This is a genomic window from Solihabitans fulvus, assembly GCF_008386585.1.
Taxonomy (GTDB): Bacteria; Actinomycetota; Actinomycetes; order Mycobacteriales; family Pseudonocardiaceae; genus Solihabitans; species Solihabitans fulvus.
Window position 1 is genome coordinate 100,199 of the sequence record NZ_VUOB01000010.1, and the last position, 23,600, is coordinate 123,798.

Annotated in this window: 20 protein-coding genes; 9 read left to right on the plus strand and 11 right to left on the minus strand. The window is 72.6% G+C overall.

The window, feature by feature from the left end:
• The first annotated feature begins 115 nt into the window (after positions 1 to 115).
• Together F0L68_RS05995 and F0L68_RS06000 are read left to right on the plus strand one after the other, a co-directional pair.
• Positions 116 to 1,438: a serine/threonine-protein kinase gene (locus F0L68_RS05995; RefSeq protein ID WP_223198539.1), complete on the plus strand. Its 1,323-nt coding sequence runs from the start codon at positions 116 to 118 to the stop codon at positions 1,436 to 1,438.
• A gap of 142 nt (positions 1,439 to 1,580) precedes the next feature.
• The gene (locus tag F0L68_RS06000; protein ID WP_149848449.1) at positions 1,581 to 3,167 is read left to right on the plus strand and encodes a serine/threonine-protein kinase; all 1,587 of its coding nucleotides are present in this window, start codon (positions 1,581 to 1,583) and stop codon (positions 3,165 to 3,167) included.
• 7 nt (positions 3,168 to 3,174) lie between these two features.
• Here F0L68_RS06000 and F0L68_RS06005 read toward each other — a convergent pair whose 3' ends face one another.
• Positions 3,175 to 4,077 (minus strand): LysR family transcriptional regulator, encoded by a 903-nt coding sequence (locus tag F0L68_RS06005; protein WP_149848450.1) that lies wholly within the window; start codon positions 4,075 to 4,077, stop codon positions 3,175 to 3,177.
• A gap of 101 nt (positions 4,078 to 4,178) precedes the next feature.
• Here F0L68_RS06005 and F0L68_RS06010 point away from each other — a divergent pair, with 101 nt between their 5' ends.
• On the plus strand, positions 4,179 to 5,174 hold the full coding sequence (locus F0L68_RS06010; RefSeq protein ID WP_149848451.1) for a DMT family transporter: 996 nt from the start codon (positions 4,179 to 4,181) through the stop codon (positions 5,172 to 5,174).
• 122 nt (positions 5,175 to 5,296) lie between these two features.
• Positions 5,297 to 5,728 carry an SsgA family sporulation/cell division regulator gene (locus tag F0L68_RS06015; RefSeq protein ID WP_149848452.1) on the plus strand — a complete coding sequence of 144 codons (432 nt, stop codon included), beginning with the start codon at positions 5,297 to 5,299 and terminating at the stop codon, positions 5,726 to 5,728.
• Between the two features lie 58 nt (positions 5,729 to 5,786).
• Here F0L68_RS06015 and F0L68_RS06020 read toward each other — a convergent pair whose 3' ends face one another.
• Both F0L68_RS06020 and F0L68_RS06025 read right to left on the minus strand, forming a co-directional pair.
• The gene (locus F0L68_RS06020) at positions 5,787 to 6,473 is read right to left on the minus strand and encodes a response regulator (RefSeq protein WP_149848453.1); all 687 of its coding nucleotides are present in this window, start codon (positions 6,471 to 6,473) and stop codon (positions 5,787 to 5,789) included.
• Positions 6,470 to 7,789: a PspC domain-containing protein gene (locus F0L68_RS06025; RefSeq protein WP_149848454.1), complete on the minus strand. Its 1,320-nt coding sequence runs from the start codon at positions 7,787 to 7,789 to the stop codon at positions 6,470 to 6,472. The genes F0L68_RS06020 and F0L68_RS06025 overlap by 4 nt, the downstream gene beginning before the upstream one ends.
• A gap of 122 nt (positions 7,790 to 7,911) precedes the next feature.
• Here F0L68_RS06025 and F0L68_RS06030 point away from each other — a divergent pair, with 122 nt between their 5' ends.
• Complete coding sequence (locus F0L68_RS06030; RefSeq protein WP_223198541.1) at positions 7,912 to 9,189, plus strand: PspC domain-containing protein; 1,278 nt, start codon at positions 7,912 to 7,914, stop codon at positions 9,187 to 9,189.
• Positions 9,182 to 9,388 (plus strand): hypothetical protein, encoded by a 207-nt coding sequence (locus F0L68_RS06035; protein ID WP_149848456.1) that lies wholly within the window; start codon positions 9,182 to 9,184, stop codon positions 9,386 to 9,388. Before F0L68_RS06030 ends, F0L68_RS06035 begins: the two co-directional genes overlap by 8 nt.
• 73 nt (positions 9,389 to 9,461) lie before the next feature.
• Here F0L68_RS06035 and guaA read toward each other — a convergent pair whose 3' ends face one another.
• The gene (guaA, locus tag F0L68_RS06040) at positions 9,462 to 11,036 is read right to left on the minus strand and encodes a glutamine-hydrolyzing GMP synthase (RefSeq protein ID WP_223198542.1); all 1,575 of its coding nucleotides are present in this window, start codon (positions 11,034 to 11,036) and stop codon (positions 9,462 to 9,464) included.
• A 276-nt stretch (positions 11,037 to 11,312) separates the two neighbouring features.
• Between guaA and F0L68_RS06045 the strand changes: the two genes are divergently transcribed.
• Positions 11,313 to 12,758, plus strand: coding sequence for an aldehyde dehydrogenase family protein (locus tag F0L68_RS06045; protein ID WP_149848458.1), 1,446 nt, complete (start codon positions 11,313 to 11,315; stop codon positions 12,756 to 12,758).
• A 38-nt stretch (positions 12,759 to 12,796) separates the two neighbouring features.
• Here F0L68_RS06045 and F0L68_RS06050 read toward each other — a convergent pair whose 3' ends face one another.
• A complete protein-coding gene (locus tag F0L68_RS06050) occupies positions 12,797 to 14,272 on the minus strand; it encodes an FAD-binding oxidoreductase (RefSeq protein ID WP_149848459.1) in 1,476 nt (491 codons plus the stop codon).
• A gap of 151 nt (positions 14,273 to 14,423) precedes the next feature.
• On the opposite strand from F0L68_RS06050, the gene F0L68_RS06055 reads away from it, so the two are divergent.
• The gene (locus tag F0L68_RS06055; RefSeq protein ID WP_149848460.1) at positions 14,424 to 15,989 is read left to right on the plus strand and encodes a serine/threonine-protein kinase; all 1,566 of its coding nucleotides are present in this window, start codon (positions 14,424 to 14,426) and stop codon (positions 15,987 to 15,989) included.
• Between the two features lie 113 nt (positions 15,990 to 16,102).
• Here the strand turns inward: F0L68_RS06055 and F0L68_RS06060 are convergent, their stop codons facing one another.
• From F0L68_RS06060 to F0L68_RS06070, 3 genes are read right to left on the minus strand one after another with little or no spacing between them, the layout of a single operon-like run.
• Complete coding sequence (locus F0L68_RS06060) at positions 16,103 to 17,665, minus strand: FAD-dependent monooxygenase (RefSeq protein ID WP_149848461.1); 1,563 nt, start codon at positions 17,663 to 17,665, stop codon at positions 16,103 to 16,105.
• Positions 17,665 to 18,627, minus strand: coding sequence for an MBL fold metallo-hydrolase (locus tag F0L68_RS06065; protein ID WP_149848462.1), 963 nt, complete (start codon positions 18,625 to 18,627; stop codon positions 17,665 to 17,667). The genes F0L68_RS06060 and F0L68_RS06065 overlap by 1 nt, the downstream gene beginning before the upstream one ends.
• Before the next feature lie 34 nt (positions 18,628 to 18,661).
• Positions 18,662 to 19,315: a TetR/AcrR family transcriptional regulator C-terminal domain-containing protein gene (locus F0L68_RS06070; protein ID WP_223198543.1), complete on the minus strand. Its 654-nt coding sequence runs from the start codon at positions 19,313 to 19,315 to the stop codon at positions 18,662 to 18,664.
• 205 nt (positions 19,316 to 19,520) lie between these two features.
• Between F0L68_RS06070 and F0L68_RS06075 the strand changes: the two genes are divergently transcribed.
• On the plus strand, positions 19,521 to 20,096 hold the full coding sequence (locus F0L68_RS06075; RefSeq protein WP_223198544.1) for a transposase: 576 nt from the start codon (positions 19,521 to 19,523) through the stop codon (positions 20,094 to 20,096).
• 20 nt (positions 20,097 to 20,116) lie between these two features.
• Here the strand turns inward: F0L68_RS06075 and F0L68_RS06080 are convergent, their stop codons facing one another.
• The 3 genes from F0L68_RS06080 to F0L68_RS06090 are packed head-to-tail and all read right to left on the minus strand — an operon-like array spanning position 20,117 to position 23,562.
• Positions 20,117 to 21,871, minus strand: coding sequence for a GMC family oxidoreductase (locus F0L68_RS06080; protein WP_149848463.1), 1,755 nt, complete (start codon positions 21,869 to 21,871; stop codon positions 20,117 to 20,119).
• Positions 21,872 to 21,925: 54 nt separating this feature from the next.
• Entirely contained in the window at positions 21,926 to 22,432 is a 507-nt protein-coding gene (locus tag F0L68_RS06085) for a GNAT family N-acetyltransferase (RefSeq protein ID WP_149848464.1), read from the minus strand.
• The gene (locus F0L68_RS06090; protein ID WP_149848465.1) at positions 22,429 to 23,562 is read right to left on the minus strand and encodes a GuaB3 family IMP dehydrogenase-related protein; all 1,134 of its coding nucleotides are present in this window, start codon (positions 23,560 to 23,562) and stop codon (positions 22,429 to 22,431) included. The genes F0L68_RS06085 and F0L68_RS06090 overlap by 4 nt, the downstream gene beginning before the upstream one ends.
• Between the last annotated feature and the right edge of the window lie 38 nt (positions 23,563 to 23,600).

Below are 23,600 nucleotides of genomic sequence, written 5' to 3' on the forward strand. Positions count from 1 at the left end.
GGGCAACCCTGTCGCCAGGCTGCTCCGTCTCCGGTCGGAGACCGTTCGCGCCGCACGACGAGGAGCCACAGCGTGAGCCCTGCGCAGTACCCCGGCACGTCGGTGGGGAGTCCGCGTGAGCGCCGCTGACGGTGGCCTGGTCGCGGGGCGCTACCGGCTCGTCAGGCGCATCGGCAGCGGCGCGATGGGAGTCGTCTGGGAGGCCAGGGACGAGCGGCTCGGGCGGACGGTCGCGGTCAAGCAGCTCCTGCTCCAGCCGGGGCTTGGCGCCGAGGAGACCGACGAGGCCGTCCAGCGGGCCATGCGCGAGGGCCGGATCGCGGCCAAGCTGCACCACCCCAACGCGATCGCGATCTACGACGTGGTCGAGGAGCACGGCGCGCCGTGCCTGGTCATGGAGTACCTGCCCTCGCGCAGCCTCGCCGACGTGATGCACGAGCGCGCCCCCATGCCGCAGCTGGAGGTCGCCAGGGTCGGCGCGCAGGCGGCCGCCGCGCTGGCCGACGCGCACGTCGCCGGGGTCGTGCACCGGGACGTCAAGCCGGGCAACGTGCTGCTGGCGGCCAACGGCACGGTCAAGATCACCGACTTCGGCATCTCGCGGGCGAACGACGACATCACCGTCACCAAGACCGGCCTGATCGCCGGCACCCCCGCCTACCTCGCGCCGGAGATCGCCAAGGGCTACGACCCCGGCCCGGCCTCCGACGTCTTCTCGCTCGGCTCGACGCTCTACGCGGCGGCGGAGGGCGAGCCGCCGTTCGGCCTGAACGAGAACACCCTGGCCGTGCTGCACGCGGTCGCCGCGGGGCGGATCAACCCGCCGTCGCAGGTCGGGCCGCTGATCGACGTGATCCTGCTGATGCTCCGCCCGGAACCCGACGACCGGCCGACCATGGTCCAGGTCCGCGACCTGCTCGGCGCGGTCGCGACCGGCCGCAACCCGACGTTGCCGAGGATTCCGGTGGCCGCCGACGCCCCGACGGCGTTCGTCGGTGACACGCAGCGCACCCAGGTGATCGGTCCGCAGACCGGCCGGACGCGGGTCGCGGAGGCCGCCGCGGCGCCCCGGAAGGACCGGCGGCCGCTGCTGCTCGGCGTGCTCGTGCTCGTCGTGCTGGTCGCGGTCGGCGGCATCCTGCTGGCCAACGCGCTGACCAGCCGGCCGCCGACGACCACCGGCAACAACCCCGACACCGGGCAGAACTCGCAGCCCGTGCTGCCGCCGACCAGCGAGGCGTCCAGGCCGGACACGCTCCAGCAGGTCCCGCCGCCGCAGTCGCCGACCGACGAGACCACGACCACCCGGCAGGCGCCGACCACCACGACGACCACCACGACGAAGCCGCCGCCCACGACGACCACCACGACAACGACCACCACCACGACAACGAAGCCGCCCACGACGACCACAACGACGACGACCACGACGCCGTAGCCGTAGGGTCGAGGGCTGCGCGCGCGAGTGTGGGCGCGCACACAGCAACCAGGTCGTGGGGTGTTCACGTCCTTCGAGCAGCGGCGGACAGCCCCTGTTCGACCAGCTGAACCGGAAGTAGGCGTTACGTGAAGGAGGGGCTGTGAGCGACGATGGCCGGTTGGTCGCTGGTCGCTACCTGTTGGGCAAGCGCATCGGCAGCGGGGCGATGGGCATCGTCTGGCAGGCACAGGACCAGCGCCTACACCGCACGATCGCGGTCAAGCAGCTCCTGCTCCAGCCCGGACTGAGCGCGGCGGAGTCCGACGAGGCCAAGCAGCGGTCGATGCGGGAGGGGCGGATCGCGGCCCGGCTCCAGCACCCGCACGCCATCGCGGTCTACGACGTCGCCGAGGACGACGGCCAGCCCTGGCTGATCATGGAGTACCTGCCGTCCAAGAGCCTGTCGGCGGTGCTGTCCGAGCGCGGCACGCTGCCGCCGCGCGAGGTGGCCAGGATCGGCACGCAGGTGGCGTCCGCGCTGGCCGCCGCGCACAACGCCGGCATCGTGCACCGGGACGTCAAGCCCGGCAACGTGCTGCTCGGCGACGACGGCACCGTCAAGATCACCGACTTCGGCATCTCGCGGGCCACCGGCGACGTCACGGTCACCGCGACCGGCATGCTCGCCGGCACGCCCGCCTATCTCGCCCCCGAGGTCGCCAAGGGTTACGACCCCGGCCCGCCGTCGGACGTGTTCTCGCTCGGCTCGACGCTCTACGCGGCGATCGAGGGCATGCCGCCGTTCGGGCTGAACGAGAACACCATCGCGTTGCTGCACCAGGTCGCCTCCGGCCAGATCACGCCGCCGAGGCAAGCCGGCCCGCTGACCGCGATGCTGATGAAGCTGCTGCGGCCGGAGCCAGAGGACCGGCCGACGATGGCGCAGGCCAAGGAGGAGCTGGCCGCGGTCGCGGCCGGCCGATCCATCCCGGACAACGCGCTGGCCGCCGGGCCGCCGCTGGCGCAGCCGTGGCGGGGCGCCCCGCCTGCGGTCGCCGCGCGGTCGCAGTCGAACGGGAACCGGGCTGGGCAGCAGAACACCAGGTTGGACGCGCGGCCGGTCGGCCAGCCCGCAGCGGACTCCAGACACGCCGGCGCGGCGACCATCGCGCACGGCGCCCCGGCGCGGCCAGCGCGGCCCTCGGCCAAGCCGGCGTCCTCGGCGAGCAGGAGCAAGAACTCCAAGATCGTGGCGGGTGTCGCGATCGTCGCCGCCGCGATCGTCGGCATCCTGATGGCCAACATGCTCAGCTCGAAGAACAACGGCAACGCCAACCACGCGGCCGGCACCAGCTCGTCCACCAGCTCGTCCGCGACGCAGCCCTCCGAGCCGGAGCCGAGCGCGGCGGCGCCGACCTTCTCGGGCGACCCGCAGCCGCAGGACATGCAGGCCGCGATCAAGAACTACTTCGTGTTGGCGGCCAGCAAGCCAGACCAGGCGTGGGCGATGCTGAACTCGACCGCGCAGGGCGCCGCGCCGGGCGGCCTCGCCGGCTTCACGCAGCAGTGGGCCAAGGCCAAGAACCTGTCGGTCAGCGTCGTCGGCGGCGACGGCGCCTACTGGCAGATCGTCGAGGTGCGCTACAAGAAGGACGGCCAGGAGCATGCCGAGAAGCACGACATGTCCCTCCAGTACACCGACCAACGGCTGCTGATCAGCCGCGACAGGCAGATGCCGCAGAGCTAGCGAGCTGCTAGTCGGCCGCCTTGACCGCCATCGTCAGGGCGTCGATCAGGCCGCGCACCGATGGCTGGTCGGCGGCCTCGTCGCGCACGGCCGCGTAGATGCTGCGCAGCGGCTGCGGGCGGCGCAGCCGCCGCACCAGCACGCCGGGGTGCACGCTGCCGAGGCTGAGCTTGGGCACGATCGCCACACCCAGCCCGGCCGCGACGAACCCCTGCGAGGTCGGGAAGTCGTCGCCCTCGACGACCACCTTCGGCGTGAACCCGGCCTCGGCGCAGGCGTTGCGCATGAGGTCGCGGCACGGCCCGGCCGGGAAGATCGCGTCGACCCACTGGTCCTCGGCCAGGTCGGCGAGGTCGACCACCCGCTTGCGGGCCAGCTCGTGGCCGCGCGGCAGCAGGGCCACGTAGGGGTCGTCGAGCAGGTGCACCAGCCGCACCCCGCGCGCCGGCTCGACGCTTCGCGGGAACACCACGATCGCCAGGTCGGCGCGGCCAGCCTCGACCTCGGGCAGCGGGTCGTCCGGCTCGGTGACCTTCAGGTCGAGCCGGACATCCGGGTAGTCGCGCCGGAACGCGGCGACGGCTGGCGGCACGAGGGCTGCGCCCGCGCTGGCGAAGTACCGCACGCGCAGCAGCCCGGTGCGCCCGGCGCGCAGGTCGGCGAGCGCGGTCTCCGCCTCGGCGAGCTGGTCGGTGATGACGGCGGCGTGCTCGGTAAGCAGCCGTCCTGCCGCCGTCGGCCGGACGCCCCTGCCGACCCGCTCCAGCAGCGCCACGCCGGCCTGTTTCTCCAGTGTGGCAACCTGTTGGCTGATCGCGGACGGCGTGTAGCCGAGGTTCGTCGCGGCGGCGGTGATCGAGCCGGAGGTCACCACGGCCCGCAGCACCTGCATTCTGCGCACGTCGAGCATGGCCGCGACATTACAGCTGTCCTTAACGGTCGCTGTAGTTCTATTCACTTGTCCTTCTCAGTTTCCCCACGCAAAGTATGGGAGGCGAAAGGGGCAAGGTCATGGGGTCACCGGGGTCACTGATCCGGATGGGGCTGCTGGCTCTGATGTGGGGTTCCAGCTTTCTGTGGATCAAGCTCGCCCTCGGCGGCCTGTCCCCGGTGCAGATCGCGCTGATCCGCACCGCGCTCGGCGGCGTCGTGCTGGTGGCCCTGTGCTACTCGCGCGGCCAGCGGCTGCCGAGCGACCGGAGGCTGTGGAAGCACTTCGCCGCGGTGGCGCTGTTCGGCAGCCTGATCCCGTTCGTGCTGTTCCCCCTCGGCGAGCAGTCGGTCGACTCCGGCGTCGCCGGGGTGCTCAACTCGACCACCCCGCTGTGGGCGCTGCTGTTCGGCGTGCTGGCCGGCCTCGAACGCCGGCTCAACCCGGTCCGGCTGGTCGGGCTGGTGCTCGGCTTCGTCGGCACCCTGCTGATCTTCGCGCCGTGGCAGGCCGCCGGGCTGGCCAGCTGGGGCTCCGTGGCGTGCCTCGCCGCCGCGGCCAGCTACGCGGTCGCCTACACCTACATCGGCAAGTTCCTGTCCGGCCTCGGGCTGCCGCCCGCCGCGCTGTCCTCGGCGACGCTGGTCTTCGCGACCGGGCTGACCGTGCTGGTCGTGCCGGTCGCCGGCCTCCAGCCCATGCACCTGAGCCCCGCCGTGCTGCTCGCGGTCGCCGTCCTCGGCGTGTTCGGCACCGGCATCGCGCAGGCGATCAACTACCGGCTCATCGCCGACGAGGGCGCGACGAACGCGACGACCGTCGGCTACCTGCTGCCCGTGGTGTCCGTCCTACTCGGGGCGGCTTTCCTGCACGAGGACTTGAACCTGCGCGTCGTGGCCGGCATGGTGGTCGTCCTGGTCGGTGTCGCGCTGACCAGGCGACGCAAGGCCGCGCCGACACCGGCCGCCGACAGCGCCGTGACGACGCTCGCCGGGCCCTCCGAGCCGGCAGGCGCCGTGACGGCGGCTGAGGCGGTCGCTTCGGCCGTTCAGCCGACCGCCGCGAGGGCCGACTGAGACGGCGGTCTCATCCATAAGCGTGGTCTTCGGGGCAATGACGTAGCTGCACGGGAGTTCGCGCGTCCCACTGTCGTAACGGGTCAGTCCCCACCGGGGACGACAGGGGAAGGATCACGATCATGAGCGACACCAGCGCGACCAACGACCACACCGCCATCAACGCGACCATGACCTTCGGCCTGCTGGCGCCCGGCACACCCGCCGTGCCCATCGACGCTCGGCTGCGGTACGACACCGAGGACCCCTACGCGATGGGCGTCCGCTTCCACACCGGGCAGGGCGTCGTCGAGTGGATGTTCGCCCGCGAGCTGCTGGCCGACGGCCTGATCGCGGCCGCCGGCGAGGGCGACATCCGGGTCCGCCCGTCCACCGAGGACCCCGAGCTGGTGCTGGTCGAGCTGGTCACGCCAGGGGGGCACGCCGTGCTGACCGCGTCGGCCGAGGACCTGGCCGACTTCCTGGACCGCAGCTACGACCTGGTCCCGCCCGGTGACGAGCACCTGTGGGTCGACTTCGACGAGGAGCTGGCCAGGCTCGCCTCCACCAACTGACGCCGCCCGATCCGGCCGCGCCCGCGGCCGAACTCGGGCGGGTCAGGGGGGTGGGCGGTCAGACCAGGCGACGGTCCGACGCCCACCTGGACAGCTCGTAGCGGTTGGACAGCTGCGTCTTGCGCAGCACGCTGGACACGTGCGTCTCGACGGTCTTCACCGAGATGAACAGCTCGGAGGCGATCTCCTTGTAGGCGTAGCCCCTGGCCAGCAGCCGCAGCACGTCCCGCTCCCTGGGGGTCAGCAGGTCCAGCTCCGGATCGCTGATCGGGGCGGCCCCTGGACGCTCCGCGAAGGCGTCCAGCACGAACCCGGCCAGCCTCGGCGAGAACACCGCGTCGCCCTCGGCCACCCGGCACACCGCGCGCACCAGCTCCTGGCTGGAGATGGTCTTGGTGACATAGCCCCGCGCGCCTGCCCTGATCACCGCGATGACGTCCTCGGCGGCGTCGGACACCGACAGCGCGAGGAACACCACGTCTGGCTGCTCCTTGCGCGACCTGCGCAGCACCTCGGCGCCACCGCCGTCGGGCATGTGCACGTCGAGCAGCACCACGTCCGGCCTGTGGTGCGCAATGCCGCTGACGGCCTCGCCGACCGAGCCAGCCTCGCCGACCACCTCGATCTCGCTGGTGATGGAGTCGAGCTCGGCGCGCACCCCGGCGCGGAACAGCGCGTGGTCGTCAACCAGGAAGACCCGGACGGGTGCCTTCGCCGGTGCGGCCTGTCCATCGGTCGACGTCACGCCTTGGCCTCCTTCGTGAGCTTCCTCGGCATCTCCAGCTGCACCTCGGTGCCCTCGCCGGGCGCGGTGCGCAGCCGGACCTCGCCGCCGTGCCTGCCCATCCTGCCCTGGATCGAGTCGGCGAGCCCATGCCGGTCCTCGGGGACCGTGTCCGGGTCGAAGCCCTTGCCCCGGTCGCGCACGAAGATGGTCACCCGGTCCGACTCGACCTCGGCGTAGACGCTGACCTCGGCGACCCCGGCGTGCTTGGCCGCGTTCACGATCGCCTCGCGCGCCGCCTGCACCACCGGGATCAGCGTCGTGTCCAGCGGGCAGTCGCCGACCACCACCTGCTGCACCCGGATCGCGAAGGTGTCCTCCACCTCGCCGCAGGCCGCCGCGACGGCCTCGGACAGCGTGCCGAGGGCGCCGTCCTCGCCGTCGCCCGCCTGGTTGACCGGCCGGCCGCGCCCGTAGCCCGACGGCCCGTACAGCCAGCCGCGCAGCTGCCGTTCCTGGCCCCTGGCCAGCCGCAGCACCTCGCGCGGCGCGTCCGCCTGCTTCTGGATCAGCGCGAGCGTCTGGAGCACCGAGTCGTGCAGGTGCGCGGCGATCTCGGCGCGCTCCTCGGTGCGAATGCGCGCCCGCCGCTCCTCGCGCAGGTCCCGCATGAGCTTGAGCCACCACGGCACGGTCAGCACCGCGACGCCGATCAGCGTGGCGAACACGGCCAGCAGCACGAACTGGAGCTGGTCGAGGTTCTTGCTGTTGATCAGGAACACCGCGATGCCCGTGGTGACCAGCACGACACCGGCCAGCATCCGGACCAGGCCGCTGCGGCCGCCGCCGCTGCCGATGATGGCCCCGAACACGCCGGACCGCGCGCCGTCCTTCCAGCGGCGGCGCTGCGTCTCGTCGGCCTCGCGCCACACCACCGCCGCGCCGACCAGCGTGACGCCGAGCGGGCCGGTCACCCAGCCGGAGACCGTGCTGCTGATCAGCCCGACCACGATGGCCAGGCCAACGCCGAGCGCGGCGAGGCCGATGGCCTGCTGGCGTTCCTTGGCGGTGGTCTCCGGTTCCCGGCCGCCAGGGGGCGCCTGCGGCGCGAACGCCCAGAACAGGCCGTAGGCCACCACCCCGGCGCCACCGAGCGCGGCGAGCACGGCGAACAGGGCGCGCACCCAGAACACCTCGATGCCGAGGTGGTCGGCGAGCCCGCCGGCGACCCCGGCGATCACCCGCCCGGATCGCCGCCGCCGCAGCGGCGTCTGCTCGACGCGCACGGGCGAACGGTCCTCCGCCGGCTCTTCGGCCGGTTCCACCTGGGAACTCACCCTCGAATGGTCACACGTGCGCGCGAGCTGGTCATCAGGGAACGCCCCCGAGAGGGTTCCGGGGCGAGGATCAGGGGCGTCCCCGATGCGACGAACCGGCGTGCTGACGCATGCTCGTCACCGTGAGCGGGAGAGACGGATCGCAGAGCAGCGTGGAAGACACGCTCAAGGACTTCTGGTCGACGCGACCACGGCGACAACGGCAGGGCCGCAAGGTCGCCGGGGTCGCGGCGGGCATCGCGCGGCGCTACGGCATCGACCCGGTGATCGTGCGGGTCGCACTGGTGGTCAGCGCGTTCTACGGCGGGATCGGCATCGTGCTGTACCTGCTCGGCTGGCTGTTCCTCGCCGACGAGGACGACGAGGTCTCGCCGTTCGAGTCGATGATCAACAAGGGGCGCAGCTCCACCTCGACGGGGTTCACGGTGCTGCTGTGCATCGCGCTGATCCCCGCCACCAGCTACCTGTTCCACGGCGGCTTCGGCGGCGACTTCGGCACGCTGATGACGGTGCTGCTGGTCTGCGCTGGCGCCTACGTGCTGCACCGCAGCCGGGGCCACCTGTTCCGGCCGACCCCGACCGAGTCGTCCGCGCCAAGCGCCGCCGGCGCCCCGGCCGCGTCCACGGCGGCCACCGCGGCCACCGCCTCGGCAAGCAGCGGCGTCGACGCGCCCGTCGACAGCAGGCCCGCTGACGACGCGCCGACCACGCCGCCGGCGTGGGATCCGCTCGGCGCCGCGCCGTTCGCGTGGGACCTGCCGGAGCCGAGCGCGCCGCCAACGCAGCAGGAACCGCCGCCCCCGCCGCGCCGCAAGTCCAAGGTCGGCCCGGCGACCGTCGGCATCTCGCTGCTCGCCGTCGCCGGCATGCTGGTGGCCTCGGCGGCAGGCGGCGACTGGCTCACCGGCCGGCACATGGTCGGCGTGGTGCTCGCCATCCTCGGGCTCGGCATGGTCGGCGGCTCGTTCGTGCGGGGCGGCCGGGGGCTGTTCTGGCTGGCGCTGCCGCTGTCCGTCGTCGGCATCGCCCTCACCTCGTCCACCGTCGAGCACTGGAACGGCGCTGGCGAGCTCCGCGCGGCGCCGACCACCGTGGCGGGCGTGGCGCCGCGCTACGAGCAGTCACTCGGCGACATCCAGCTCGACCTGACCGGGCTGACCGGCACCGGCACCGTGCACACGAAGGTCGACGTCGGCGTCGGCAAGGCGATGGTGCAGGTACCGACCAACGCCGCCGTCGAGGTGCACTGCTCGACCGGGTTCGGCGCGGTCGACTGCCTCGACCACCAGAGCAACGGCAGCGACCTGAGGGCGAACGTCACCGAGCCCGGCTCGGGTGGACTGAAGATCGAGCTGGACGTGCACGCCGGCTCAGGAGACGTGGAGGTGCGTCGTGGCTGATCGCAACGTGGAGGGCAGGCCGAGGGGCCTGGACGTGTTCACCATGATCGCGGGCATCGTCACGCTGATGGTGTCGGCCTACGTCATCACCGACGGCGCGGTGTCGCTCCCGATGGCGAACCCGAAGTGGCTGATCGCCGGCGGCGCGACCCTCGTCGGGATCCTCTTCCTCGCCAGCTCGCTGCGCCGCCGCAAGTAGCGCGCTCTCCCCTCGCACACGCCTCGGCCCCGGTTGCCCCGCAAGGGCGACCGGGGCCGAGGCGTTGGTCAGGTCATTCCCACTCGATGGTGCCCGGCGGCTTGCTCGTCACGTCCAGCACCACGCGGTTCACCTCGGCGACCTCGTTGGTGATCCGCGTCGAGATGCGCTCCAGCGCGTCGTAGGGCAGCCGGGTCCAGTCCGCCGTCATCGCGTCCTCACTGGACACCGGGCGCAGCACCACGGGGTGGCCGTAGGTGCGGCCGTCGCCCTGCACGCCGACGCTGCGCACGTCCGCGAGCAGCACGACCGGGCACTGCCAGATGTCGCGGTCGAGGCCGGCCGCGGTCAGCTCCTCGCGGGCGATGGAGTCCGCGGCCCGCAGGATCTCCAGCCGCTCCGCGGTGACCTCGCCGATGATCCGGATGCCGAGGCCGGGGCCGGGGAACGGCTGCCGGTGCACGATCGTCTCCGGCAGGCCCAGCTCGAGGCCGACCCTGCGCACCTCGTCCTTGAACAGCGCGCGCAGCGGCTCGACCAGCTCGAACTCGAGGTCCTCCGGCAGGCCGCCGACGTTGTGGTGGCTCTTGATGTTGGCCGCGCCCGCGCCGCCGCCGGACTCCACCACGTCCGGGTAGAGGGTGCCCTGCACCAGGAAGCCGAAGGTCTCGCCGTGCTCGCCCGCCGCGTCCTGCACGTCCTGGGCGGCCTGCTCGAAGACGCGGATGAACTCGCGGCCGATGATCTTGCGCTTCTGCTCGGGGTCGGTCACTCCGGCCAGCGCGGACATGAACCGCTCGCGGGCGTCGACGGTGACCAGCTTGACCCCGGTCGCGGCGACGAAGTCCCGCTCGACCTGGGCGCGCTCGCCGGCACGCAGCAGGCCGTGGTCGACGAACACGCAGGTGAGGCGGTCGCCGATGGCCCGCTGGACCAGCGCGGCCGCGACGGCGGAGTCGACTCCGCCGGACAGCCCGCAGATCGCGCTGCCGTCGCCGACCTGGGCGCGGATCCGCTCGACCTGCTCGCCGACGATCGACGAGGTCGTCCACTGCGGGCGGATGCCGGCGATCTCGTGCAGGAAGCGGCGCAGCACCTCCTGGCCGTGCGGGGAGTGCGCGACCTCGGGGTGGTACTGCACGCCGGCGAAGCGGCGCGCCACGTCCTCGAACGCGGCGACCGGGGCGCCCTCGCTGGTCGCGGTGACGGTGAAGCCGTCTGGGGCCTTGGTCACGCTGTCGCCGTGGCTCATCCACACCGGGTGGCGGCCGGGCAGCTCCTCGTGCAGCGACCCGCCAGCGCCGGTCACGGCAAGCTCGGTGCGGCCGAACTCCCTGGTGCCGGTCTGCTCGACGGAACCGCCGAGCGCGCCGGCCATGGCCTGGAAGCCGTAGCAGATGCCGAACACCGGCACGCCGGCCTCGAACAGCGCGGGGTCGACGCTCGGCGCGCCGTCGGCGTACACGCTGGACGGGCCGCCGGACAGGATGATCGCGGCCGGGTCCTTGGCCAACAGCTCAGCCACGCTCGCGGTGTGCGGCATGACCTCCGAGTAGATCTGCGCCTCACGCACCCGCCTGGCGATGAGCTGGGCGTACTGGGCGCCGAAGTCGATGACGAGAACGGGCCGATGCTGACTGGCGGTCAACGGCTCACCTTCCATAGTCCCGAGTTGGGCCGAGAGAAGGTCGTTGATGCGGCATCGGGACCCTCTCGGCACACAGTCGTGTGCCGACCGGTCCCTCCCTGGGTTTCTATCCCGGAGATGCCTGCCGACGCGGAGCGCCGGCTTTCCGTGGCGCTCGAACCAGACCCGTCGCGAGCGACGGCGGAACCCTAGCCACCAACATCGGTCTGCCGAGCACATTCTAGCCCATTCGCCAGTGATGGCCTCGGGCTGGCGCGCGGGCCTACGGTGTTCCCCATGGACGCGATCACCCCGCAGCCTCGCCCGTGCTGGATCGCAGGGCGGCCTGAGCAGGGCGCACGGCAGCTGACCGTGCGCCACCCGTACGACGGCACCGAGGTCGCCACCGTCGCCGTGCCGGGCCCCGAGCAGGTCGAACGCGCGGTCGCCTCGGCGGCCTCGGTGGCACGGGAGTTCCGCAGCAGCCCTGCGCACCTGCGGGCGGCCGCGTTGGAGCACGTGTCGCGGTCGCTGCACGCGCGCGCCGAGGAGGTCGCCGAGACCATCACGGCGGAGAACGGCAAGCCGCTGAAGTGGGCGATGGGCGAGGTGACCAGGGCCGTCGCCACGTTCCGGATCGCCGCGGAGGAGGCGCGCCGGTTCACCGGCGACCTTCAGCGGCTGGACACCGACCCGGCCGCTGACGGCAGGCTCGCGGTCGTCCGCCGCGTGCCGCGCGGCCCGGTGCTCGGCATCGCGCCGTTCAACTTCCCGCTGAACCTGGTGGCGCACAAGGTCGCGCCCGCGCTCGCGGTCGGCGCGCCGATCATCGTCAAGCCCGCGCCGAGGACCCCGCTGTCCGCGCTGCTGCTCGGCGAGCTGCTCGCCGAGACCGAGCTGCCCGACGGCGCGTTCTCGGTGCTGCCCGTCGACAACGACGAGACCGGCAGGCTGGTCCGCGACGAGCGGCTGCCGGTGGTGTCGTTCACCGGGTCCGGCCCGGTCGGCTGGTCGCTGATGGACGCCGCGCCGCGCAAGCACGTCGTGTTGGAGCTCGGCGGCAACGCGGCCGCCGTGGTGTGCGCCGACTGGACGGACCTGGACTTCGCGGCCAAGCGGATCGCGCTGTACGGCAACTACCAGGGCGGCCAGTCCTGCATCGCTGTGCAGCGGGTGCTGGTCGACGCGGCCGTCGCCGAGGAGTTCGTGCCGAAGCTGCTGGACGCCGTGCTGGCGCTGCGCACCGGCAACCCGCACGACCCCGACGTCGAGGTCGGCCCGCTGGTCGACGAGGCCGCGGCGAAGCGCGTCGAGGAGTGGGTGGCCGAGGCGACCTCGGCGGGCGCGAAGCTGCTGGCCGGCGGCGGCCGCGACGGGGCCACGGTCGAGCCGACCGTGCTCGCCGACGTGCCGAGCGACGCGAAGGTGTGGACCGAGGAGGTGTTCGGCCCGGTGCTGGCGCTGTCCGTGGTCGACGGCGTCGAGGAGGCGCTGGCGCAGGTCAACGACTCGCAGTTCGGGTTGCAGGCCGGCGTGTTCACCAGGGACGTGCGGGTGGCCTTCCGCGCGGCGGCCGAGCTGGAGGTCGGCGGCGTGATCATCGGCGACGTGCCGTCCTACCGCGCCGACCAGATGCCCTACGGCGGCGTGAAGGGCTCCGGGTTCGGGCGCGAGGGCGTGCGCTCGGCGATGGCGGACTTCACCGAGGAGCGGGTCATGGTGCTCACCGGCATCGAACTCTAGGTTTCCGTTGGGGCGTCAGGCTTTCCCGTATCGCCGCGTCAGGCCTTGGTGAGTCCCTGGGCGAAGGCGAACACGCCGTTCGGGTCGTACTTATGCGCGGCCGCTCGGAGCCTGGCGAGGTTGCCGCCGTAGTAGGCGGTCGCCCAGTCGGGCAGGGTCGGGTCGATGTAGTTGACGTAGCTGGACGGGCCGAGCAGGTTGCCGAGCGCGGCGCGGACCTGGTCGACCTCCTGCGTCGCCCGCTGCGCCCCGCCCGCCGCGTTGGCGTAGATCTGCACGCTGGCCAGGGCGGAGCGGTGCGGGAACGCGGTGGCGTCGGCCGGCGTCCTGGCGACCGCGCCGCCGAGCCCGTCGAACAGCAGGTCGACCCCGGACAGCCCGGACAGCGACGCGACCGCGGCGGCCGGGTCGGACAGCGGCGCGCCCAGGATCCGCGCCGAGGCGACGAAGGACTCCCTCGGGGCGTTCGCGTCACCGGCGAAGAACCGCATCGCGTCGAGGTAGGCCTGGTCCCTGACGAACCGGTTCGTCGGCTGGGTCGTGGCGGCGACCAGGCGGTCCAGCAGCGGGTTCAGGCCGGCGGACCCGCCGACGAAGCAGCCGCTGACCTGGGGCGAGCCGCCGGCGTGCACGACGCAGTTGGCCCACAGCTCGTCGGGGGCGTTCGCGATCCAGCCCTGCCAGCCGCCGAGCACGTCGGCCGCCGCGCCAGCGGGGAACTTCAGCGAGAACACGGCGAGCTCGGGCGCGGGCTCGGTGGCGAAGGTGAACGAGGTGACCACGCCGAGGTTGCCGCCGCCGCCGCCGCGCAGCGCCCAGAACAGCTCCGGCTCCGAGTCAGCCGAGGCCGTGCGGGCCGTGCCGTCGGCGGTCACCACGGCGGCCGAGGTCAACCGGTCACAGGTCAGGCCGAACTTCCTGGCCAGCACGCCGATCCCGCCGCCGAGGGTCAGCCCGGCGACGCCGACCGTCGGGCAGGATCCCGCCGGCAGGCAGCGGCCCGCCTTCGCGAGCGCCGCGTAGACGTCCGCGAGCCGCGCGCCCGCGCCGACCACGGCCGTGCCGTCCTGCCGCACCTGGACATCGGCCATGCCGGCGAGGTCGAGCACGAGCCCGTCGTCGGGGCTGGAGTAGCCGGCGTAGCTGTGTCCGCCGCTGCGGGCGGCGACGGGCAGCCTCGACTCGGCGGCGACCGCGACGCAGGCCTGCACGTCCGCCTGCGTCGCGCAGCGGGCGACGGCGGCCGGTTTGCGGTCGTCGAACAGCGGGTTGTAGCCGTGCCGCGCCGTGGCGTAGTCCGGGTCGCCTGGCAGCACCAACCCGCCGGAAACCTTGCCGCGCAAGGCGTTCCAGTCCGGCGGGGGCGGCGCGGTTGTCGTCGTCGGGGGCGGCGGCGGCACCGGGGTCGACGAGGTCGGCTGTGGCGCCGGTCGTTGGGTGGAGCAGCCGGCCAACGCGGCGGACGCCACGCCGACGCCTGCCGCCAGCAGCAGCGTTCGTCTGGTTACCGGCACCGCACCTCCGCTTCGCGAGTCGCACCAGTTAACCGCGAATCCGCCACATGCGAGGCGGAACACGAGCCGAGGTCGCGAATCGCCGTCACCCGTTCGTGCGATTTTTCGCACGATGAACCAGGATGGGACTTCAACCAGTGGAAGGACGGCCGTGGCCAACGACGGAGACCTGATCGCCCGGCGCTACCGACTGGTCTCGCGGATCGGCAGCGGCGCGATGGGCGTGGTCTGGCAGGCCGAGGACGAACGGCTGCGCCGCACGGTCGCCGTGAAGGAACTGTTGGTGCACGCGGGGATGAGCCCGGCGCAGACCGAGGAGGCGCACCGCAGGGCGGTGCGCGAGGGCAGGCTGGCCGCCCGGCTGCACCACCCGAACGCGATCGCCGTGTACGACGCGGTCGAACACGAGGGCAAGCCGTGCCTGATCATGGAGTACGTGCCGTCGCTGAGCCTGTCCGCGACGCTGGCCGACCGGGGCGCCCTGCCGGTGCACGAGGTGGCCGCGATCGGCGCGCAGATCGCGTCCGCGCTGGCCGCCGCGCACAAGGCCGGCATCGTGCACCGGGATGTCAAGCCGGGCAACGTGTTGATGGCCGCCGACGGCACCGCCAAGCTCACCGACTTCGGCATCTCAAGGGCCACCGGCGACGGCACCCTGACCGCGACCGGCATGCTCGCCGGCACGCCCGCCTACCTGGCCCCCGAGGTCGCCCAGGGCCACGACGCCAGCTTCGCCAGCGACCTGTACTCCCTGGGCGCCACGCTGTACGCGGCGGTGGAGGGCGCGCCGCCGTTCGGCTTCAGCGACAACGCGATCGCCCTGCTGTACCGGATCGCCACCAGCGACGCCCCGAAGCCGGAGCGCGCCGGCGAGCTGACCGCCACGCTGGACTGGCTGCTCCAGCGGGATCCCGCCGCACGGCCGACCGCGACGGACGCCAAGCAGGTGCTGGAGGCCCTCGCGGAGCTCGCGGACCCGCCGCAGGCCGCCGCGGTCAGCACGCCGCCGGTCGCGGCCGAGCAACCGACCGTGCAGGCCCCCGTGGTGCTCGACCCCGTCGGCCCGACGCCGACGGAACCCGACCGGAGCGCCATCGAGCCCCTGCCGGCCGGGACCGAGCCACCGCACACGCGGCGGCGGGCCGTCGTCGCCGCGCTCGTCACGGCCGTGCTGGTGGTCACCGGCGTCGTCGTGTACGCGCTGAACTCGGGGTCGCGGAACGACGCGGGCAGCGGCGTCTCGGTGCAGAACTCGGCCACGACGTCCGCGTCCGGCCAGTCGCCAGCGCCCTCGGCGGCGACCGGCACCACCGCGGGCACCGGCGCCCCGGCCAACCCGGCGCCGTCGACTGCCCCGCCGACCTCGGCGACCTCGGCGGCACCGCCCACCCAGGACCTCGCGACACAGTTGACCAGCGCAATCACCGACTACTACCGCATCGTGCCCGGCGACCTCGACCAGGGCTGGGGCCTGATGACCACCGACTACCAGCAGAACCACGCTGGTGGGCGGGCCGGCTACCAGGGCTTCTGGCGGCCGATCGACCACGTGACCGTGTCCGACGTCGTCGCGACCCCGCCGTCCTCGGTGGTCGCGACGATCGGGTACGTCTACAAGGACGGGCACACCGAGTCAGAGCGCACCACCTACGGCCTGGTCAACGAGGGCGGCGTGTGGAAGATCGCGAGCTCGGTCGTTGGTAACCGAGGAAACTGACCGACCGACTCAGCCAAACCCCGTGGCGCGGCGCAGCGCGGACTCCAGCGACGCACCCGCCGACAGCACGGCGGCCAGGTGTCTGTACTGACCAATCGAACTGACCCACCGACTCAGCCAAACCCCGTGGCACGGCGCAGCGCAGGCTCCAGCGACGCGCCAGCCGGCAGCACAGCGGCCAGGTGCCCGTCCGGTCGCACCAGCGCGGTTCCCCCGTCGGCGATGCCCAACGCCGTCGCCAGCCGCGCCCCGGCCGGCACGCCCGCCGCGTCGCCCAGCACGGTGTCGCCCAGCACCGTGAACCCCGGCCCGAAGGACGATCGCAGGCGACGACCGTCGGGCAGCACGCCGTCGGGGCACAGCACCCCGGGCAGCGCGGGCCTGGCCACGCCGGGCTCGCGGGGAAACGCGGCCAGCGCGGCGGGGTCGCCCCGCGTGGTCAGCGGCGAGTCGAGGTAGAAGAATGGCTCGGCGAGCTTGCCGGAGTCGATCTCCGCGCGCGCCGACTCGTCGCGCAGGCTGCGTTCCAGCACCGCGCGGCGGCGCGCCCGCTCGGCCTCGGTCCTTGGCACCAGGAACCGCATGGTGTCGCCGGTGACGCGCAGGTTCTCCTCGGCCGCCGCGCGGCGCTCCAGTTCGTAGGACTCCAGCAGCCCTGGACCGGCGAGGCCGGCCCGGTCGAACGCGATCTTCCACGCCGCGTTGTCCGCGTCGCACATGCCGGAGTTCAGGCCCCGCGCGCCGAACGGGCTCATCACGTGCGCGGCGTCGCCGGCCAGCAGCACCCGGCCGACCCGCATGCGCGAAGCGAGCCGCTGGTGGAAGCGGTAGGCCGACAGCCACTCGATCTCGTAGTCCCGATCCCCGAGCACCGCCCTGATCCGGCTGTCCAGCGCCCCGCTGAACTGCTCGGCGCCGAGGTCGAAGTCGGCCGGCACCTGCCAGTCGATCCGCCAGACGTTGTCCGGCTGCGGGTGCACCAGCACCTGCCGGCCGGGGTTCCACGGCGGGTCGAAGTAGAACCGCCGCTCCGGCGCGGGAAAGTCGAGCTCGGCCCGGATGTCCGCGATGAGGAACTTGTCGCCGAAGGAGTGGCCGTCGAAGCGCAGGTCGAGCTGCGTGCGCACGGTCGAGTTCATCCCGTCCGCCGCCACGCAGTGGCTGCCGGCCACCGCGCGCAGGCCGCTGGACGTCGACACCGTGGCCAGCACGCCGGACTCGTCCTGGGTCAACCCGACCACCCGGTGCCCGTAGCGCAGGTCGATCAGCGGCTCGGCCAGCACCTGCTCGGCGAGCAGCCGCTCCACCGTGGTCTGCGGGGTGTTCACGAACGGCGGGAACGCGTCGGTCGCCGACTCGGGGAAGCCGATCGTGAGCACCTCCCGGTCGCGGTAGTAGGTGCGGCCCCGGCGCCAGGTCACGCCGGCCGCCACGACCTGATCGCCGATCCCGATGCGCGCCAACACATCCAGCACGTCCCGCTGCACGCAGATGGACCGGCTGCCGACGGGAACCCAGCGCGGCGCGGACTCCAGCACGACGCTGGGCACCCCGCTGCGGGCCAGCAGCAGCGCGGCGACCAGCCCGACGGGACCGCCCCCGGCGACGAGCACCGGCCGCTCGTCGCCGTCCTCCCCTGCCACACCGAGAAAACGGCGATCCGGCGGCTGCGGCATCACTGTTCCTGAAGTGCCGCCCACACTTCGCGATCCCGTTCCTCGGTCCAGATCCTCGGCCAGTCGATGCCGTCGAGCTCGTCCCAGTACCGCTGCACGTTGAACGGCAGGCAGTGCTCGAAGATCGGCCAGCCGCCGTAGCGGGGTTCGAGAACCTCGTGCGCGGCAAGGAAAGCCGTCCGCACGGTGCCGCCGCTGTCGTGCGCGGCGCGCACGGTCCTGCGCAGCTCGTCGAGGAAGTGCCTGCTCTGCTCGATGGCCGCCGACACCTGTTCGCGCCCGCGCGCCACCGCGCCGCGCCCGCCGACCAGCACCTCGGCGTCCAACGCCGTCACGGTGTCCAATGTGGACGTCGCCCACTCGTCGTGGAACGCGTCCCCGGTGTAGAGCGCGGCCTGCGACTCGACGAGGTCGCCGGCGAACAGGATCCGCTGCTGCGGCAGCCACGCCACGATGTCGCCTGCAGTGTGGCCCCGGCCGCAGTGCCGCAGCACCAGCTCGCCGCGTGCCGGCCCGAGCTGGATCGTCATGCGGTCGGAGAAGGTCACCGTCGGCCAGGTCAGGCCGGGGATGGACGCGGGTTCGACGAACAGCCGGGGCATCCGCCCGTACTCGCTGGCCCAGTCGGCCGCGCCGCGCTCCGCGATCAGCGCTCTGGTCTGCTCGTGCGCGACGATCTGCTCGGCGTCGAACGCGCTCGCACCGAGCGTCCTGACCGCGTGGTAGTGGCTGAGCACCAGGTAGCGCACCGGCTTGTCGGTGTGCCGGCGCAGCCGGTCCAGCCAGCCGCGCGCGGCCACCGGGGTGGCCCTCGCCTCGAAGCACACCAGGAAGTCGTCGGCCTCGATCGCGGCGACGTTGGGGTCGCCCTCGGCGGTCAGCGCGTACACGCCGTCCGCGAGCTCGGTGAAGTCCTCGGTCTTGGCTGCGGTGTCGGCACTGGACGCGAACGGCTTGGCCATGGCGTCCACTGTGGCACCCCGGCGACCACACGACCTAGGAAACGCCGGCAAACCCCACCACGAGGGCGTCGAGGGCGAACCGGAACCGGTCGGCGTGGTCGTCGGCGGCCCCTTCCCGCAGCGCCGCGACCAGCAGCGGGTACCGCTCCCCGTCGAGGTCGGCGAGCCGCGCGGCCGGGTCGGTGGCGGCGTCCTCGTGCCCCGGCGTGTCGCCGACCTCGGCGAGCACGTGCCCGACGACGAAGGTGGTCACCGTGTTCAGCGCGTGCAGCGCCTGCCGCACGGTCAGCCCGGCCGCGCGGAGCACCGCGAGCGCGCGCTCGACCGCGTCGAGCCCGGCGGGCTCGAACACCGGGCGGGTCGCCACCAACGGCACCACGGCGGGGTGCCGCAGCAGCACCGCGCGGAAGTCGACGGCCAGCGCGCGCAGCCATTCCTGCCACGGCGTGCCCTGGGCCGGGGCCGGCCACTCGACCAGCTCAACCACCCGCTCGACCAGGCCGTCGAGCAGCGCGTCCTTGTTCGGCACGTAGTGGTAGAGCGTCATCGCCTCGACGCCGAGCGCGGCCCCGAGCCGGCGCATGGACAGCTTGGCCAGACCGTCGGCGTCCACCAGCGCGAGCGCGGCGTCGAGCACCTTGGCCCTGGTCAGCCCGACCCTGGGCCGGGTGCTGCGTCGATCGGTCACCGCACGGACGTTAGCGCTCCGCGAGGCCACGACCGTCAGCCGGGCCTGTGCCGTCACCTACCTGGAAAGACACCCCGCCCTCCTCAGGGGGGCGAGACCTTGGCCAGGCTAGTGCCGTAGCAGGCAACGTTCGCCCTGTCTGTGTGGTGTGTCCGGCCGACAGGGCGGCGTTCATCAGACTTGGCAGGAGGCGAAGAAGGCCCGCGTGGAGCACCTGTATGCGATCGCCGACGGCGAAGTGGTCCCCGATCAGGACGAGCCGCAGGTCATATGGTGCCTGGACGAGTTCGGGCCGCTGAACCTGATGCCGCATCCGGGCCGGCAATGGGCCGAGCGCGGCGGAAAGCACAAGGACCGCGACCGCGAGCCCCGGCCTCGGATGCGCGCCACCTACAACCGATACGACGGCGTCCGGCACCTGTTTGCCGCCTACAACCTCATAGACGACAAGCTGTTCGGGCACGTCAAGCCCCGCAAGAAGCGCGTGCAGTTCCTGGAGTTCTGCCGCTACCTGCGCTCCCTACACCCGGCCGAGACCCGGATAGCGATCGTCTGCGACAACTACAGCCCGCACCTGACCACGAAGAAGGACACCGAGGTCGGGGACTGGGCCGCTGCGAACAACGTCGAGATCGCCTACACGCCGACCAACAGCTCGTGGCTGAACCGGATCGAGACCCAGTTCACCGCGCTGCGCTACTTCGCCCTGGACGGCACCGACCATCCCAGCCACAAGGCCCAGGCCAGCCTCGGCCGGCGAAAGACGGCCGCCTGTGGATGACGCAGCCGGTTGTGCACAACTCAGCGGGGTTCCCCTGCCTGATCGGTACCCTGCTTCACCTCGACGATCGGCAGTCGCAGCGCGGCCGGCGCGTGCTCCGGCACCGAGGGCCGGTTCGGCCGAACGGGTTGGATCCGCACGTAGTCGGATCCCTGCGCCGGCCGCCGGTCGGCCTCGTCCTTGTTGGGCCAGAAGGCAAAGGCGCGCTCGGCCTGCGCCGTGATGGTGAGCGACGGGTTCACCCCGAGGTTCGCGGTCACCGCCGAACCGTCCACAACGGACAGTCCAGGGTAGTTGAAGACCCGGTGGTACGGGTCGATCACGCCGCTGTCCGCGTCCGCGCCGATCGGGCAGCCGCCGATGAAGTGCGCCGTCAGCGGGATGTCGAAGATCTCGCTCCACGCGCCGCCCGCGACGCCGCCGATGTGCTCGGCCGCGCGCTCGGACGCCTCCTGGCCAGCCGGGATCCAGCTCGGGTTCGGCTCGCCGTGGCCCTGCTTGGAGGTCAGCTTCAGCCTGCCGAACAGGCCGCGCTTGGTGAAGGTGGTCAGCGAGTTGTCCAGCGCCTGCATCACCAGCAGGATCACCGTCCGCTCGCTCCAGCGCCGCACCGACAGGTTCCGCAGCGTGAACAGCGGTCGCCTGACCATCATGGCGAGCAGCTGGCGCAGCCGGGACGTCGGCTCGCCGCCCTTGGTGGACAACGTCTGGAGCAGCCCCATGGCGTTGCTGCCCTTGCCGTAGCGCACCGGCTCGATGTGCGTCGAGTTGTCCGGGTGGATCGAGGAGGTGATCGCCACGCCGTGGCTGAAGTCCCGGCTCGGGTCCACCTTCGGGGCCTTCGCGCCGAGGATGGCCTCCGAGTTGGTCCTGGTCAGCTCGCCGAGCCTCGGCGAGAGCCGGGGCAGCGTGCCCGTGGCGCGCATCCGGTGCAGCAGCTGCTGGGTGCCCCAGGTGCCGGCGGCCAGCACCACCTGGCCCGCGGTGATCACCCTGCGCTGCCGGTTGGTCCCGATGCGGGCGACCGCGACGCCCCAGGTGCCGTCCGCGCGCTGCCGCAGCTCGGTCACCGTGGTCAGCGGCAGCACCTCGGCGCCGCCGCGCTCTGCGAGGTACAGGTAGTTCTTGACCAGCGTGTTCTTCGCGCCGACCCGGCAGCCGGACATGCACGCGCCGCACTCGGTGCAGCCCGTCCGTGCCGGCCCGGCCCCGCCGAAGTACGGGTCCTCGGCCGGCTGGCCCGGCTCGCCGAAGAACACGCCGACCGGCGTCGGGGTGTAGGTGTCCGCGACGCCCATGTCCTGCGCGACCTGGCGCATCACCACGTCCGCCGGGGTCGTCGTCGGGTTGGTCACCACCCCGAGCATCCGGCTGGCCTGGTCGTAGAACGGGGAGAGCTCGGCCTCCCAGTCGGTGATGTGCGCCCACTGCCGGTCGGTGAAGAACGGCTTGAGCGGCCGGTACAGCGTGTTCGCGTAGACCAGCGAGCCGCCGCCGACCCCCGCCCCGGCCAGCACCATCACGTTGCGCAGCAGGTGGATGCGCTGGATCCCGTAGCAGCCGAGCCTCGGCGCCCACAGGTAGCGGCGCAGGTCCCAGGAGGTCTTGGCGAACTCGTCGTCGGCGAACCGGCGGCCGGCCTCGACCACGGCCACCCGGTAGCCCTTCTCGGTCAGCCGCAGCGCGGCGACGCTGCCGCCGAACCCGGACCCGACCACCACCACGTCGTAGTCCACCCGGCTCGAACGGTTGTTACTGACGGGTTCGGCAGTCATGCAGAGAGGCTAGGCGGAACTCGCGGGTTCCGCCTAGACCTCTGTTTCAGCTAATTACCCGAGGTCGCCGCGCAACACGCCGTAGAGCACGAGGTCCCGGCGCTGCCCGCCGCGCAGCTGCCCGCCGCGCAGCACGCCCTCGCGGCGGAACCCGGCCCGCTCCAACGCCTTCTGCTCGGCCACGTTGGCCACGTCGGTGGACGCCTCGACCCGGTCGACCTCGGTGCTGGCGAACAGGTGCTCAACCAGCAGCCGCTGCGCCGCCGAGCCGACACCCCTGCCCCTGGCCGCCGGGCGCAGGTCGATGCCGATGTTCCACGCCGCGCAGGCCGCCGTCGGCCCGTGCAGCACCGCGATCCAGCCGACGTCGCCGAGCAGCTCGCCCGTCGACGGCGCGATCACCACCAGGAACCCGGCAGGCGGCCGGTACGGCATCGGTCGGCTGTCCTCGTCGACCTTGAACAGGCCGTCCGCGTCGTCCGCGAGCAGGTCCTCGTCGCCGTCGACCGGTTCGGCCAGCGCGACATCGAGCCCGCTCGCGGACCGAATGACCGTTCTCATCCGCGCACCGTCAGGCCGACCTTCTGGAACTCCTTCAGGTCCGAGTACCCGGTCTTGGCCATCGCCCTGCGCAGCGCGCCGAACAGGTTCGTCACGCCCCTCGGGTCGGCCGCCGGCCCGAACAGCAGGCTGCGCAGGTCGACCTCCTGGTCCACCCCGGCCGACACGTGGCTGCGCGGCACCGACGGGTGCGCGGCCGCCGCCGTCCAGTACAGGCCCTGGCCCGGCGCCTCGGTCGCTGCGGCGAGCGACTCGCCGAGCATCACCGCGTCCGCCCCGCACGCGATGGCCTTGGCGATGTCGCCGCTGGTCAGCACCCCGCCGTCGGCCAGCACGTGCACGTAGCGCCCGCCGGTCTCGTCCAGGTAGTCCCGGCGCGCGGCCGCCGCGTCGGCGATCGCGGTCGCCATCGGCACGCCGATGCCGAGCACGGCGTCGGTGCTGGTGACGCCAGGGGTGTAGCCGTAGCCGACGATCACACCAGCCGCGCCGGTGCGCATCAGGTGCATCGCGGTGCGGTAGTCGCCGACCCCTCCCGCGATCACCGGCACGTCGAGGTCTGCGATGAACTGCTTGAGGTTCAGCGGCTCACCGTCGCGGGAGACGTGCTCCGCGGAGATGATCGTGCCCTGGAGCACCAGGATCTCCACCCCGGCGGCGAGCAGGTCGGGGGTCAGCTCGGCGGCGTGCTGCGGGCTGACCCGCACCGCGACCGTCACGCCGGACTCCCTGATCTGCTTGATCGCCTCGGAGATCAGGTCCACCCGGATGGGAGCGGCGTGCAGCTCCTGGAGTACGCGAACCGCCGCGGTGGGATCCTCGGCGTCCTCCATCGCGCGGACCAGCCGGAACAGCGCCTCGTCCACGTCAGCGTGCCGCGCCCACAGGCCCTCGGCGTTGAGCACGCCCAGCCCGCCGAGCTCGCCGACCGCCACGGCGGTGCCCGGCGACACGATCGCGTCGGTGGGGTGGGTGACCAGCGGGATCTCGAAGCGGTACGCGTCGATCTGCCACGCCGTCGACACGTCCTTCGACGACCTGGTCCGCCGGGACGGGATGATCTCCACGTCGTCCAGCTCGTAGGCCCGCCTCGCGGTCCGACCCATGCCGATCTCGACCAGGTCCCGCACGTTGTTCCTTTCGTCGAACAGGGTTGAAGGGACCCGAA